General features: G+C 69.2%; 11 protein-coding genes. 5 read left to right on the top strand and 6 right to left on the bottom strand.

Going from position 1 to position 14,649, the window contains the following annotated elements:
• The first annotated feature begins 283 nt into the window (after window positions 1-283).
• On the top strand, window positions 284-1,006 hold the full coding sequence (locus NNI01S_RS07330; RefSeq protein ID WP_063018854.1) for an SDR family NAD(P)-dependent oxidoreductase: 723 nt from the start codon (window positions 284-286) through the stop codon (window positions 1,004-1,006).
• Window positions 1,007-1,061: 55 nt separating this feature from the next.
• On the opposite strand, the gene NNI01S_RS07335 is transcribed toward NNI01S_RS07330, so the two are convergent.
• On the bottom strand, window positions 1,062-1,520 hold the full coding sequence (locus NNI01S_RS07335) for a hypothetical protein (RefSeq protein ID WP_063018856.1): 459 nt from the start codon (window positions 1,518-1,520) through the stop codon (window positions 1,062-1,064).
• Between the two features lie 193 nt (window positions 1,521-1,713).
• On the opposite strand from NNI01S_RS07335, the gene NNI01S_RS07340 reads away from it, so the two are divergent.
• The 4 genes from NNI01S_RS07340 (at window position 1,714) to NNI01S_RS07355 (ending at window position 9,166) form a co-directional block, all read left to right on the top strand.
• Complete coding sequence (locus NNI01S_RS07340; protein ID WP_063018858.1) at window positions 1,714-2,421, top strand: GntR family transcriptional regulator; 708 nt, start codon at window positions 1,714-1,716, stop codon at window positions 2,419-2,421.
• 12 nt (window positions 2,422-2,433) lie between these two features.
• A complete protein-coding gene (gene uca / locus NNI01S_RS07345; RefSeq protein ID WP_063018860.1) occupies window positions 2,434-6,045 on the top strand; it encodes an urea carboxylase in 3,612 nt (1,203 codons plus the stop codon).
• Window positions 6,046-7,773 carry an allophanate hydrolase gene (atzF, locus tag NNI01S_RS07350; RefSeq protein WP_063018862.1) on the top strand — a complete coding sequence of 576 codons (1,728 nt, stop codon included), beginning with the start codon at window positions 6,046-6,048 and terminating at the stop codon, window positions 7,771-7,773.
• A 160-nt stretch (window positions 7,774-7,933) separates the two neighbouring features.
• On the top strand, window positions 7,934-9,166 hold the full coding sequence (locus tag NNI01S_RS07355) for an FAD-dependent monooxygenase (protein ID WP_063018864.1): 1,233 nt from the start codon (window positions 7,934-7,936) through the stop codon (window positions 9,164-9,166).
• Window positions 9,167-9,232: 66 nt separating this feature from the next.
• Here the strand turns inward: NNI01S_RS07355 and NNI01S_RS07360 are convergent, their stop codons facing one another.
• The 5 genes from NNI01S_RS07360 to NNI01S_RS07380 form a co-directional block, all read right to left on the bottom strand.
• On the bottom strand, window positions 9,233-9,823 hold the full coding sequence (locus tag NNI01S_RS07360) for a TetR/AcrR family transcriptional regulator (RefSeq protein WP_063018866.1): 591 nt from the start codon (window positions 9,821-9,823) through the stop codon (window positions 9,233-9,235).
• A gap of 59 nt (window positions 9,824-9,882) precedes the next feature.
• Window positions 9,883-11,109, bottom strand: a complete 1,227-nt coding sequence (locus tag NNI01S_RS07365) for a cytochrome P450 (protein WP_063018868.1) — start codon at window positions 11,107-11,109, stop codon at window positions 9,883-9,885.
• 805 nt (window positions 11,110-11,914) lie between these two features.
• Window positions 11,915-12,118, bottom strand: a complete 204-nt coding sequence (locus NNI01S_RS07370) for a hypothetical protein (RefSeq protein WP_063018870.1) — start codon at window positions 12,116-12,118, stop codon at window positions 11,915-11,917.
• Window positions 12,119-12,223: 105 nt separating this feature from the next.
• Complete coding sequence (locus tag NNI01S_RS07375) at window positions 12,224-13,696, bottom strand: catalase (protein WP_063018872.1); 1,473 nt, start codon at window positions 13,694-13,696, stop codon at window positions 12,224-12,226.
• Complete coding sequence (locus NNI01S_RS07380; protein WP_063018874.1) at window positions 13,693-14,154, bottom strand: Fur family transcriptional regulator; 462 nt, start codon at window positions 14,152-14,154, stop codon at window positions 13,693-13,695. The genes NNI01S_RS07375 and NNI01S_RS07380 overlap by 4 nt, the downstream gene beginning before the upstream one ends.
• Window positions 14,155-14,649 lie beyond the last annotated feature (495 nt).

Below are 14,649 nucleotides of genomic sequence, written 5' to 3' on the forward strand. Positions count from 1 at the left end.
TCGGTATAGCAATCGCGTGCCGCTCAGGGATGCGGACGCGTCCGCGGAGACCATCCGCGAAGCTCCCGCCCGGGCATCGAACGGGCGGGACCGCGTCTACGCCTGCGCGCGACCGGACTTGGGCATTCGTTCCGCGCTGCCGGTTCCGCGGCACGTCGCAGACCCTCGCCATCGCCGGGGCAGCCGACACGGTGTGCGCCGACGATCCTTCGTAGGTTGGTCCGGTCGGATACGGGAATATCATGCTTGAATCTCATTTCCGCAATCGACGAAAGGTCGGCAGATGAGCAAGCCCGTCGATAGCGTGCCCGCGGACAAACCGCTGTCCGGGAAGACCGCGCTGGTCACCGCGGCCTACACCGGAATCGGCAGGTCGATCGCGAAAGCGCTGGGCGCGCAGGGTGCACGGGTCGTCGTGCACCATCCGCACTTCCCCGAGCCCGCCGCCGACGTGGTCGAGGAGATCACCGAAGCAGGCGGTACCGCACTGGCGCTCGCGGCCGACATCGCCGATCGCGACGAGTACGACGAGCTGGTGCAGGTGCTGCTCGAGGAATGCGGCGGGTGGCATGTGCTGGTCAACACCGCGGCGGTGCCGGAGTCCGAGCCGTTCCCGAAGCTCAGTTCGGAGGCGTTCGACAACGCGTTCGCGGCGACGGTGAAGGGCGTGTTCCACGGCCTGCAGCTGGCCTTGCAGCACTTGGCCGACGAAGGACGGATCATCTCCGTCTGCGATCCCGCCGACCCGGGCAGCGCCGTGCACGACGCGACGCGCGGCGCGGTCGAGCAGCTCGGCCAGGCCGTGGCACCGGACTTCGTAGCACGGCGAATCACCGTCAACACGGTCAGCTACGGCGTCGGCGCGACCGACAACGCGGAACTCGAGACCGCCCTCGCCGCGATGCAGCCCACCGAGCCGAGCGCGGTGGTCGCCTATCTCGCCGGTGCCGCGGCGAGCACGGTCAACGCACAGGTCATCCGGCTCAACGCCGCAAACGGCCGGTAGCGGCGGAATTCCGACCAGCGCGCCCCGACCGGCAGGGGGCGCGCCGGTCGGACGATCACGCGACGACCGTACCGCCGTAGGAAGCGAATCCCCGGCCCAGCGCCTGGCAGGTGAAGCTGCCGTGGAAACCGACCTGGCACGACGCACCCGCGTGCTCGATGATCGGACCCCATTGCCCCGAACCGGTCTTCACGTCGTTGATGCTGGGATTGCCGCCCGGCAAGGTGTACGGCGTGGCCGGGTCGAACGTGGGATGCGCGGGCAACCAGGGCTGGTCGATGGCGATCTCGTTCACCGCCACGGGCACCGGCACGTAGGTGTCGCCGACGTAGTAGCTCAAACGCAGCGGCGAGGCGAAATCACATCCGAGCGAGCCGTCCGCGAAGATCGCGCAGTTCATGCTGCCCACCGAGAAGTAGACCGTGCCCGGGTCGGCCTGGGCGGTACCGGCCGCCAGGATCGGCGCCGCCGCCACGGCGGCGAGTGCTCCGACGAACTTCGTGCTGCGCTTCATACCGTCTCCTTGATGCTTCGCTGATGGACAACCGACTCGATGAGTCTGTCGAGCCGGCACGGGATTCCGTTTCGCCCCAGCGCCCGGCAGATCGTCGGGGCACAGCGCCCCGGCCGGCGCGGTGAGCAGACGCTAACGCGGCGATAACCTACGGACACTCCGCCGAAACGCGAGGTCAATAGCGTATACAAGCATGTCGACACGGATAACGACCCTCGCGGACGCGGCGGGCAAACCGCTGCGCGACGTGGTGTACGCGGCGCTGCGCAGCGAACTCATGAACGGAGACATCAAATTCGGCCAGCGGCTGACCGAACCGAAACTCTCCGCGCGCTTCGGCATCTCGCGCACGCCGATCCGCGAGGCGCTGACCGTCCTGTGCTCGGACGGACTGCTGCAACGCGAAGAATACGGCTTCAGTCCGGTGCGCCCCAGCATTCCGCTGATCCGTGACCTGTACGAGCTTCGAATCACCCTGGAGCTGGGCGGCTTGCAGCGCGCGATGACCAACCCCGCGGTTACGCACGACCGCGAACTACTGGAATCCGAGCGCGCCGCCTGGCTGGAACTTCGCGCCGACCCGCCGGAACAGGAACCCGGTTTCGTGGTGCGCGACGAGGAATTCCACGTCACCCTGCTCACCGCTGCGGGCAACACCGAGATGGTGCGGGCGCTGAAGGCGGTGAACTCCCGCATCCGCCACGTGCGGATGTACGACTTCATGGTCAACAACCGGATCGAGACCACCATCGCCGAGCATCTCGGAATTCTGGACGCCGTGCTGGCCGACGACCTCCCGCTCGCGTATCGGCTGCTGCACACGCACATCGGTGAATCGCTGGACGTGGTGCTCGAACGGGTCACCCGCGCGATCGCGGCGATGTCGCTGGCAACGGATTAGCAGGGAGCGGTCGTGAGTTCGGAATTCGATACGGTGCTGGTCGCCAATCGCGGCGAGATCGCCTGCCGGATCATGCGTACGGCCCGGGCGCTGGGGCTGAAGACGGTCGCCGTGTACTCCGACGCCGATGCGAGCGCCGCGCACGTCGAGATGGCGGACGTCGCCGTGCGGCTGGGACCGGGCCCGGCGGCGGAGTCGTATCTGCGGGCCGACGTGGTCGTCGAGGCGGCGCTGTCCAGCGGCGCCCGAGCCATCCATCCCGGCTACGGCTTCCTGTCGGAGAACGCCGATTTCGCCGCCGCGGTCGAGGAGGCGGGCATCGCGTTCGTCGGGCCGACGCCAGCGCAGCTGCGCGTCTTCGGCGACAAGCACACCGCACGCATGGCGGCTCGCGCGGTCGGCGTGCCGCTCATTCCGGGCAGCGACCTGCTCGAATCGGCCGATCACGCGGTGGCGGAGGCCGAGCGGATCGGCTTTCCCGTGATGCTGAAAGCGGTCGGCGGCGGTGGCGGCATCGGAATGCAGGCTTGCTTCGGCCCGGACAAGGTGCGCGCGGCCTACGAGCGTGTACAGCGCATCGCGGCGGCGAACTTCGGTTCGGCGGGCGTCTTCCTGGAGCGTTTCGTCGCGCGCGCCCGCCACATCGAGGTGCAGTTGTTCGGCGACGGCAACGGCCGTGTGGTCAGCCTCGGTACCAGGGACTGCTCGCTACAACGCCGCAACCAGAAGGTGATCGAGGAGGCGCCCGCGCCGGGCCTCGCCGCGGAACTGTCGCAGCGCCTGCTCGCCGCGTCCAGGGAACTCGCCCGCTCGGTCGGGTACCGCTCGGCGGGGACAGTGGAGTTCGTCTACGACGCCGACAGCGGCACCGCGTCGTTCCTGGAGATGAATACGCGGCTGCAGGTCGAGCATCCGGTCACCGAGGCGGTCACGGGCGTCGACCTGGTGGAGTGGATGCTGCGCCTGGCCGGCGGCGACACCTCGATGGTCGACGAACAGCCCGAGAGCGGACCGGCGATCACCGGCCACGCGGTGGAGGCGCGTGTCTACGCGGAAGATCCCGGCCACGATTACCGCCCGAGTGCGGGCCTGATCACGGCCGCGCACTTCCCGGACGACATCCGAGTGGACACGTGGGTCGCCACCGGCTCGGAGGTCAGTCCGTATTACGACCCGCTGCTGGCCAAGGTGATCGGCACCGGCGAGAGCCGAAGGGACGCCTTCACCGCACTGCGCACCGCACTCGCCGCGACCCGGATCTACGGCGTGCAGACGAATCTGCCGCAATTGCGTCGGGCTTCGGCCGACGGCCGGGTGCTGCGCACCGAGCACACCACGACCACGCTGGCCGAGATCCGCCCGGTCGGCCGCCGCATCGAGGTGCTGCGGGGCGGCACCATGACCACCGTGCAGGACTACCCCGGCCGGATCGGGCTGTGGGACGTCGGCATTCCGCCCTCCGGCCCGATGGACGACCTCTCGTTCACTCTCGCCAACACCGCGGTCGGCAACCCGATCGGCGTCCCCGCGCTCGAATGCACCCTGCAGGGCCCGCAATTGCGCTTCTCCGACACCACCGTCGTGTGTGTGACCGGCGCGCCGACGCCGGTCACGGTCGACGGCCGCCCGGTGGCGATGTGGGAGCCGGTCACCGTGGCCGCGGGCGCGGTGCTGGACATCGGCGCACCCATCGACACCGGCCTGCGCACCTATCTGGCGGTGCGCGGCGGCATCGATGCGCCGCTCTATCACGGCAGCGCGGCCACCTTCACCCTCGGCGGATTCGGCGGTGTGACCGGGAAGGCGGTGGCGACCGGTGACGTGCTCGGCATCGCCCCGGCGGATGCCGACGCCTCGAGTACACCGGCCACGGTGCCTCCGGACGACCGGCCGGTATTCACCCACGACTGGCAGCTCGCGGTCGGCGTCGGTCCGCAGACCGCGCCCGCGTACTTCACCGACGCCGACATGACCCAGTTCTGCACGCACCCGTGGCGGGTGGGCAGCCACGCCAACCGCACCGGCATCCGGTTGGAGGGCCCGAAACCGGCCTGGTCGCGCACCGACGGCGGCGAAGCCGGGCTGCACCCGTCCAACCTGCACGACAACCCCTACAGCGTGGGCGCGTTGAACGTGTCCGGCGACACGCCCATCCTGCTCGGGCCCGACGGCCCCAGCCTCGGCGGCTTCGCCTGTCCGCTCACCGTGGTGTCCGCGCATCGCTGGCGGATGGGGCAGTTGCGTCCCGGTGACTCGGTGCGGTTCGTGCCGGTCGACGACGACAAGGCGGCCGCGCTGCGCGCGTCCGACGGCAGCCGCGTGCCGGATCTGCCCACCGTGTCGCTCACGGCGCTGCACGATCGCGGTGTGCTCGGCGGCTTCGAGGCGTCGCGGGACCGGCCGCGGGTGCGATACCTGCGCGGCGGTGACGACAACGTCCTGGTCGAATACGGGGAGATGGTGCTCGATCTCGGGCTGCGCATGCGGGTGCACGCGCTGGCCGAAGCCCTCGCCCGCGTCCGGCTGTCCGGCATTCTCGACGTCACCCCGGGTGTCCGGTCCCTGCACATCCACTTCGACCCCGAGGTGTTGCCGCACTACCGATTGCTCGGCACATTGGCCGAACTCGAAGTGGAGCTGCCCGCCACGACCGACCTCGTGGTGCCGAGCCGCACCATCCGGCTGCCGCTGTCGTTCGACGACCCGTCCATCGCCGAGGCGATCGACCGATACCGCAGCGGGGTGCGCGACAGCGCGCCCTGGCTGCCGTCGAACACCGAGTTCATCCGCCGCATCAACGGGCTCGACAGCGTGGATGACGTGCGCACCACCGTATTCGACGCCGAGTATCTGGTGCTGGGGCTCGGCGACGTGTATCTAGGCGCGCCCCTTGCGGTTCCGCTCGATCCGCGGCACCGCCTGGTCACCACCAAATACAACCCGGCGCGGACCTGGACTCCGTCGGATGCCGTAGGGATCGGCGGCAAGTACCTGTGCGTGTACGGGATGGCCTCGCCGGGCGGTTACCAGTTGATCGGCCGCACCGTGCCGATCTGGTCCAGCTATCGGCAATCCGCGCCGTTCGAAGCGGGGACGCCATGGTTGTTCCGGTTCTTCGATCGCATCGTCTGGGAACCGGTCGAGGCGGAGCAGTTGCTCGAATACCGCGCCGCGGCCGCGGCGGGCAGGTTCGACGCCGAGGTGAGCGAAGGCAGTTTCGCGCTCGCCGACCACTTGCGGCTGCTGCGCACCGAGGCAGGCGCGATCGCCGAGTTCGAGGCCAGGCAGGCGGCCGCGTTCGAGGCGGAGAAGGACGCGTGGCGGGCAGCGGGCGAATTCGAGCGCGGCACCGTCGCACCCGTCGCCGCGCCGATCGACGACCCGCTGGCCGGGTTGCCCGCCGACGCGACCGTCGTCTCCGCGCCGATGATCGGCAATGTCTGGCGGGTGGAAGTTGCACCCGGACAGCGGGTCGCGGCGGGTGCGCCGGTGGCCGTCCTGGAGGCGATGAAACTCGAACTACCTGTCCACAGTCCGGCCGCGGGCACCGTGCTGAAGGTCCTGACCACGTCCGGCGCCAAGGTGGAGCCGGGAACGCCCCTAGTAGTGATCGGAGTCGACTGAATGCCCTCAGGCGTCCCAGGCAACACGGCAGCCGACCCCGTCGCACGCGTCGCGGCCGCCTATCGGCGAATCGCCGATGTCGATCGGCCGGAGGTGTGGATCTCCCTGCGCCCGCAACCCGAGGTCGCCGCCGAAGCGGCCGGCCTCGCCCAGCGGCTCGCCGCCGGAGAGACTCTGCCGCTGGCCGGGGTGCTGGTGGCGGTGAAGGACAACATCGACGTGGCGGGCCTGCCGACCACCGCTGCCTGCCCGGAGTTCACCTACCCGCCGGAGGCGACCGCGGCGGCGATCGAGCGATTGGTCGCGGCGGGCGCGCTGGTGCTGGGCAAGACGAACCTGGACCAGTTCGCCACCGGGCTGGTCGGGACGCGCAGCCCGTACGGCGCGGTGCGCAACGCCCTCGATCCGGAACTGGTGTCGGGCGGGTCGAGTTCCGGTTCCGCCGTGGCCGTGGCGCTCGGCATCGCGGACATCGGAATCGGCACCGACACAGCGGGTTCCGGGCGAGTGCCCGCGGCATTGCACGGGATCGTCGGTCTCAAGGCGACCTTGGGGGTCATCCCGGCGCACGGAACGGTGCCCGCCTGCGCGGATTACGACGCCGTGACGGTCTTCGCCGCCGATCTCGATTCCGCGGTCTCGGCGGCCGCGGTGATGGCGGGCCCGGAGCCGCGGGATCCGCGCAGCCGGACCTGGCCCGCCGACGTCCGGCTGGCCGCCCCGCTCGCGCCGCGCATCGCCGTGCCACGCCCGGAGGATCTCGCGCCGCTCACTGGGCCGTACCGGGAAGCGTTCGCGCGCACCGTTGCCGCCGTCGCGGATACCGGCGCGAAAACCGAGGAAGTCGACGTCTCCGTCTTGCTCGACGCCGCGCTGCTGCTCTACGACGGCGCGATCGTCGCAGAACGCCATGCCGCGGTGGGGGCGTTCCTGGCCACCGAGCCGGCGGGCGCCGATCCGACCGTCGCCGCCATCATCGGCGCGGCGCGGGAGAAGTCCGGCTCGGCGTTCGCCGCCGATCTCGACACGCTGGCCCGTGCGAAGGCAGCGGCCGCCGACCTGCTGCGCGGCTTCGACGCACTGCTGTTGCCGACGACCACCGAACACCCGAGTATCGCCGCGGTGCGAGCCGATCCGATCGGCATCAACCGGCGGATGGGCACGTACACCAACTTCTGCAATCTGCTGGACATGTCCGCCGTCGCTGTGCCGGGCGCGATGACCACCGACGGCGCTCCGTTCGGGGTCATGCTGGTCACCCCCGCTTTCGCCGATCAGGTGGCGATCGACATCGCCGCTCGCCTGCTCGGCCTGCAGAACGCGCCGCTGCTGGTCGACCGCGGTGTCGACTTGGCGGTCTTCGGAGCGCACCTGCGGGGGCAGCCGCTGCACTGGCAGCTCGAACACCTCGGCGCCCGTTTTCTCGGCGCCGTCCGGACCAGCGACGCCTACCGCCTCACCGCGCTCGACACCACCCCGCCCAAACCGGGACTGGTGCGCTACGGACCGGGACGCGGTGCTCCGATCGAGGGGGAACTGTTCCGGATCTCCGCGGCCGGATTGGGAGCATTCCTCGCCGAGCTTCCCGCTCCCATGGCACTGACCAGTGTCGAACTCGCCGACGGGCGCGACGTCGTCGGATTCACCTGCACCTACGATGCGGCGGCCGCCGCGACCGACATCACCCATCACGCGAGCTGGCGTACGTATCTGCGGCATCGCTCCTAGCTCCTGCTTCACCGGTGGCCCATGGCCGCGCGAGGTCCTCGCCGCCATGGGCCATTCTTCGGCCGACCGGTTTAGACATTTGTGCTAGACAACCGTGCCAGCCGCGTGTTAGACATATGTCTAAGACATTTGGTCAATCCGAGTGGGAGTCGAGGAAGTCATGAGCCCCAAGTCCATAAGCAGCCAGCTCCGCGTGCTCGTCGCCGGCGGCGGCATCGGCGGCAACGCCGTTGCGCTGCAACTGCTCCGGTCCGGCATCCGGGCCACCGTCGTGGAGCGCGCGGCCGCGCCGCGACCCGGCGGGCAGGCCGTCGACCTGCGCGGACCCAGCCGTGAGGTGGCCGAGCGGATGGGCATGATGCCGGGCATCCGCGCCTGCCAGCTCGACGAGCGCGGCATGAAGTACGTCGACGGCACCGGCCGCGAGATCCTCCGCATGCCCGCAGAACTGTTCGACGGCAAGGGCGCGGTCGCCGAAATCGAGATCACCCGTGGCGATCTCAACCAGGTATTGCTCGACCTGCTCGCCGCCGAGGGCGGCGTCGATTACCGGTACGGGGAGTGGATCACCGAGATCCGCCAGGACGACGCGGGCGTCGACGTCACCTTCGCCTCCGGGACGGCGGAGCGATTCGACCTCGTGATCGGCGCGGACGGTCTGCATTCGGCCACCCGCCGGATGGTGTTCGGCCCCGAAGAGCAGTTCGCGACGTACCTGGGTGGCTACATGTCGTTCTTCACGCTGCCGCGACCGGAAGACCTGGAGCCGCACTGGTTCACGATGCACTCGCTGGTCGGTGCCACCGGCCTGGGCATGCGCCCCGACGCCGACCCGGCCACCTGCAAAGCGCTCGTGGTGATCCGCGCGGCGGCGGATCCCGCCCTGCGCCGGGATGTCGCGGCACAGCAGCAGCTCATCCGCGACCGGCTGGCCGGCGGCGGCTGGGAGTCCGCCCGCATCGTGGCGGCGATGTCCGAGGCGCCGGACTTCTATTTCGACGAGCTGGCCCGCATCGACATGCCGAGCTGGGTGCGGGGCCGGGTGGTTCTGCTCGGCGACGCGGGGTACTGCGGTTCACCGCTCACCGGGCAGGGCACCGCGATGGCACTGGTGGGCGCGTACGTTCTCGCCGGTGAAGTCACCGCGCACGCCGACAACCCCGGGCAGGGCCTGGCGCGTTACGAAGAGGTGCTGCGCCCCTTCGTACGGACGGCCCAGCAGTTGCAGCCCGGCGGCCTGAACGCCATGACGCCCAAGTCCCGCTTCGGCATTCGCGCGGGTCACACGCTCAGCAAGCTGATGATGTCGAAGGCGATGCGACCGGTCATGATGCGGATGTTGAGCAAGACCGAGACCTACGACCTGCCCGACTACTCGGCGGCGACCGTCTGAGCCGTGCGCCGTCGGCTCGCGCCTCGACCGGAGTTCCGCGGGGCTCCGGTCGGCGACGTGCCGGGATCAGTCGATCACGGTCCGATCGTCGAGCAGGAACGGAAGCACGAAGTCGCGCAGCATCGCTCGTTCTTCGTCTTCCCCTCCACCGGGCAGCGTCAGCAACGACACCATCGCCCGCACCACCCACCGACCGACGCGCTCGGCCGCGGGGGCGGGCAGCGCGGGGCGGAATCCGGCGACGAAGCCCGTGGCGAGCGCGTCGACCACACCCGGTGAATTCGCCAGTTCGGCAACGATGCCCGCGTTGGACGGTTCGAACCAGACCGCGAGATGCGGTGTTTTCCGCACCTCGGCGAGCAGCGCGGTCAACGTGTCGAGCAACCGCTCCCCCGGCTCCGCGCTCGCGGGCGCCGCCCGGTCGCGCCAGACCCGCTCGACCAGCTGACGTGCCTCCCGTCCCGCGAAGGCCACGTAGAGCGCCTGCCGATTCTCGAAGTAGCGATACAGCGTCGCCCTGGAACAACCTGCGGCGTCGGCCACTTCGGCCATGCCGACCCCGCTGACGCCCTTGTCGATGAACAGCGCGCGCACCGCGTCGAGGATGCGCTCACCGGCCAGCTCGGCGCGGCCGTCGGCCAGCCAATCGCCACTCATGAACGTCCTCTCTCACCGCGCGCACCTTGTGGCCCGAGCGGCACGCTGCACCGCACCGCTCAGCCCCCGCACCGGAACGGCACAGTAGTCGGCCTGCGAACATAGGGACCGTTCGCGTACTCGACCGCGTCGATATCGACCACATAGCCGGGGAACCGATCGAGCAACTCCTCGAGCGCGACCCGGGCCTGCATCCGCGCGGCGGCCGCTCCGAGACAGTGGTGCGGCCCGTGCCCGAAGGTCAGGATCCGCTGCGGATTCCGGTCGATGTCCAGCTCGGCAGCATCGGCGCCGAACGCCCGTTCGTCCCGGTTGGCGGAGCCGAAAACCAGCAGCACCTTCCGCCCGGCGGGCACGGTCTTCCCGGCCAGTTCGACGTCGCGCGTGGCGGTGCGCGCCAACCCTTGCACCGGTGCGGTGAGGCGCGCGAACTCCTCCACCGCGGCGCGGATCCGATCCGGTTCCGCGGCGAGCGCGGCGCGCTGGTCCGGATGCTGTTGCAGCAGTTGCACCGCACCGCCCAGCAGGCCCGTCGTGGTGTCGTTGCCGCCGGCGACCATGGTCCAGGTGTAGGCGAGGATCTGGACCAGCCCGCGCACGTCCGTGTCATCGGCGGCCATGCCCGCCTGGACCAGCAGTGACACCGTGTCGTCGCCGGGATCGGTGCGCCTGCGTTTGATCAGATCCGCGAAGTACCCCATCATCTCCGCGGACGCCGCCTGCGCCTCGGTGTTCGTCCGATCGATGCTGCCCGCGACGACGGCATCGGTCCAGCCGTCGAACCGAGCCCGGTCCTGCTCCGGGACGCCGAGGTAGTGGGCCACCACCATGCTCGGTAGCGGCTTGAACAGCTGCTCGACGATGTCGCCGCCGCCCTGGGCCGCTAGGTCGTCGAGCCGGTCACGCACGAACCGGCGGACCACCGGCTCCACGTCCTCGACCTGGCGCGGAGTGAACCCGCGAGCGACCAGCCTGCGAAAGTCGGTGTGCTGCGGGGGATCCTGCATCACCAGCGGGGGATTGTCGGTCAGGCCGAGTTCGTCGAGTTCGCCGTATTCCACCGTCAGGCCGTCGCGGGAGGAAAACGTTTCGCTGTCGCGCGCCGCCGCGTAGACGTGCTCGTGCCGGGTGAGCACCCAGTAGTCGTTCTCCGGGCGGGCGGCGGGCACGACGTGCTGCACCGGATCGTGGTCGCGCAGCGCCGCGTACATCTCCCACGGCGACGCCCAGGTGGGGCCGGAACGGAGTTCGAAAACGGGAGCGCCCCGATACGCAACGTTCACCATGTATCGACGATAAGACAAATCTCGCCAACTGTCTAGAACACGTTTCACCAAGGCGGGCCGATCACCCGCACGACCGGCCCCGCCGCACCTACCCCGTCTCGGACTCGACGCCGCCCACCCGTCGGTTACCTTCGGCAGCGGCAACAACAGTCCGGTTGCCGGTCAGCTCCAGGAAGAGCCTGCGGGAGCGACCGCTCCGCGTTCCATGTCCGCCGGGCCGGCCACCCCTCGTAGACCGGCCCGGCGGACACCACCCCCGGGGGCCGACCTGTCACCCCTCGAGACAGGTCGTTCCCCGGTTCGCACCTTCGGTGCTGGGCTTTTCCCCTCCGTGAGACAAAGAATGCAGGCCCGGGCTTGGCGTGGACTTAAGAAGACCTTGCAAGATCAAAAACGCAGGTGAGCGCGTCTTTCACCCCGTGGAGCCCGGCAAGCTCCTACCGCCCGGCGCCGGATCGCGGGATGATGGTGAGGAGTGCGCCGACGAGATGGGGAGCGACGATGGAAACCGTGGTGGTCTGGATTCTGGCCAGCCTGCTCTACTGGTGGGGCCTGCTGTAGGTGTCCGAACCTGGCCGTCCCACCCGGCCAGGTCTACTTCAGCACGCCGTTGATCCCTTCGCGGTCCGCTTCCTCACCCGTACGAGCTGCGCACGCCATGAACCGCGGCCCAGAATTCGCCGGCGCCGATGGTCGCGCCGAACTCGGCCTATTCGCTGCGCACGACGCAGCTGTCGCGGTGACGGAATCCGTCGTATCCACCGTCTCGCGTGTCCGATCCCGGCGTATGCCCCGGTAGCCAGGGCTACGGCGCACGACGCCGATCGATACTCGATCCCAGCTGGTTCCGAGATCGCAGGTGACCCACCGCGCTCGCGCTCGCGGCGGGACCGGCCACGTTCGGCGTAATCGAACCCGGCTGCACCGCGTCCGTTTCGGTACCGCAACCGGCCAGCAGCGCCAAGGCGGCGGCCAGCGCCACCCGGTGGTCACGCGTCAGCCGAGACATGCCACCACTCTGGCAGCCCGGCATCTACCGGGCAAAGAGGATCGGCCGGACACGCCGGAGGCAGGGGCGCGTCCCTGACGCGCCCCTGCCTCGGGTGCGGATCTCTCAGCCCTGCGCGCCGCCGTCGAGTCCGGCGCGCACCCCCTCCTCGACCCGCTTACCGAGGTCGGCGTCCACGTTCTTCCAGTACTCGAAGACCCTGCCCAGCACCGGCTCCCGCACACCGCCGAGCACATGGCCGACGATGTTGCGGACCAGCCGCTCGCGCTGCGCGTCGTCGAGCACCTCGCGCACCAGGGTGCCCGCCTGGGTGAAGTCACCGTCCTCGGCGTGCTGGACGTAACCGGCCCGCACGATGGTCGGATCGAAATCCCAGCTGCCGCCGTCGGGCGCCTGCCGCGGGTCGGCATGCGGGCCGCCGAACGAATTCGGTGCGTACACCGGCACATTCGGGTCGTTGTAGTAGTACCGCATGGCGCCCTCCTTGGAGTAGGAGTTCACCTCCGCGGCCCTGGCCTGGTTCGGCGGCAGCTGCGCGTAGTTGGCGCCGATGCGGTAGCGGTGCGCGTCCGCGTAGGCGAAGACGCGTCCGAGCAGCATCTTGTCCGGCGAGAAGCCGATGCCCGGAACGACATTCGACGGCTCGAACGCGGCCTGCTCGATATCGACGAAGTAGTTGCGCGGGTTGCGGTTCAGTGTCCACTTGCCGACCTCGATCAGCGGGTAGTCCTTGTGCGACCACACCTTGGTCAGGTCGAACGGGTTGAACCGGTAGCCTTCGGCCTCCGCGACCGGCATCACCTGCACGTACACCGTCCAACTCGGGAAGTCACCGCGCTCGATCGCCTCCCACAGGTCTTTACGGTGGTAATCGGCATCCTCGCCCGCGATCCGGTCGGCATCGGCCTGGGTGAGGTACTCGATGCCCTGGTCCGTCTTGAAGTGGTACTTCACCCAGAAGCGCTCGCCCGCGGCGTTGATCCACTGATAGGTGTGCGAACCGTAGCCGTTCATGTGCCGGTAGGTCTTCGGGATGCCCCGGTCGCCCATCAGCCAGGTCACCTGGTGCGCGGTCTCCGGACGCAGTGTCCAGAAATCCCACTGCATGTTGTGGTCGCGAAGACCGTTGCCGGGCAGGCGCTTCTGCGACCGGATGAAGTCCGGGAACTTGATCGGGTCCTTGATGAAGAAGATCGGCGTGTTGTTACCGACGAGGTCGTAGTTGCCGTCCTCGGTGTAGAACTTCACCGCGAAGCCGCGCGGGTCACGCCAGGTGTCCGGGCTGCCCTGCTCGCCGGCGACGGTGGAGAAGCGCGCCAGCGACTCCGTGCGCGCACCGGGCTGGAACAGCTTGGCCTTGGTGTACCTGCTGACGTCGTGGGTCACGACCAGCTCACCGTAAGCGCCCGCGCCCTTGGCGTGCACGATGCGTTCCGGCACGCGTTCGCGGTTGAACTGCGCCAGCTTCTCGATGAGGTAGTGATCGTGCAGCAGGATCGGGCCCTGCGTGCCAGCGGTGAGCGATTCGTCGTCGCTTTCGACCGGGATACCGGTGTTCGTCGTTGTCGGTTTGGTCATGGGTGACTCCTCGGCTGGTGAACATCAGTCCCGGGATGGGAACGGCAGGACGGGCACACGCCCCAGAAGACGACCTCGGCTTCATCGATCACGAATCCATGCGCGTCCGAAGGGGCCAGGCAGGGGGCTTCGCCCACGGCGCAGTCGACGTCCGCGACCGCACCGCAGCTTCGGCACACCAGATGGTGGTGATTGTCACCGATCCGGGTCTCGTACCGCGCGGACGAGCCGGCTGGCTCGATCCGCCGCAGGATCCCGGCGCGCACGCAGGCGTGCAGCACGTCGTAGACGGCTTGCGTGGAAACCGAGCCCAGTGTTTCGCGGACGGTGGCGGCCACCGTGTCGGCATCCGAGTGCGGCCGCGCGGCGACCGCGTCCAGCACCGCGAGCCTCGGGGCGGTGACCCGCAAACCCGCTGTTCGTAGCCACTCTCGTGGAGTGGCGCCGCTGGTGTGCATGCTTCGATTCTGGCCCTTTTCTGGAATAAGTCAAGAAAATAATCTGGAATCAATCAAGAAAACTTGAAGGCACCGCGATGCGCCGACCGGCCGCGACACGCGGTTCGCCGCGCAGTACAGCGTTTGACAGAAGTGGCGAGCCTCACAAATCCGCTGCGGAATAGCTTCCGAGGACACGCGGTTGAACCCCCTGTCGGCGTCCGGACAGCCCCGGGCCGCACCCTTTGTCGCTACGAGCGACCACCCGCCGAGAGGCGCTTGTGGGACGTCGACACCCACCGTCGGCGTCCGGACAGCCCCGGGCCGCACCCTTCGTCGCTACGAGCGACCACCCGCCGAGAGGCGCTTGTGGGACGTCGACCACGGTCGTGACACCTATATGGTGTCCGAGCTTGCGGCGCCGCCGGGTTCCTCGCGAACCCGGCGGCGCTGCCGTTTCGGCCATAGGTCCGTTCTCGGATATCGGGCGTCCAGTTTCTCGCCACACGCCCGCCT

It is taken from the genome of Nocardia niwae NBRC 108934 = DSM 45340 (assembly GCF_001613465.1).
In the GTDB taxonomy this organism is placed as follows: Bacteria; Actinomycetota; Actinomycetes; order Mycobacteriales; family Mycobacteriaceae; genus Nocardia; species Nocardia niwae.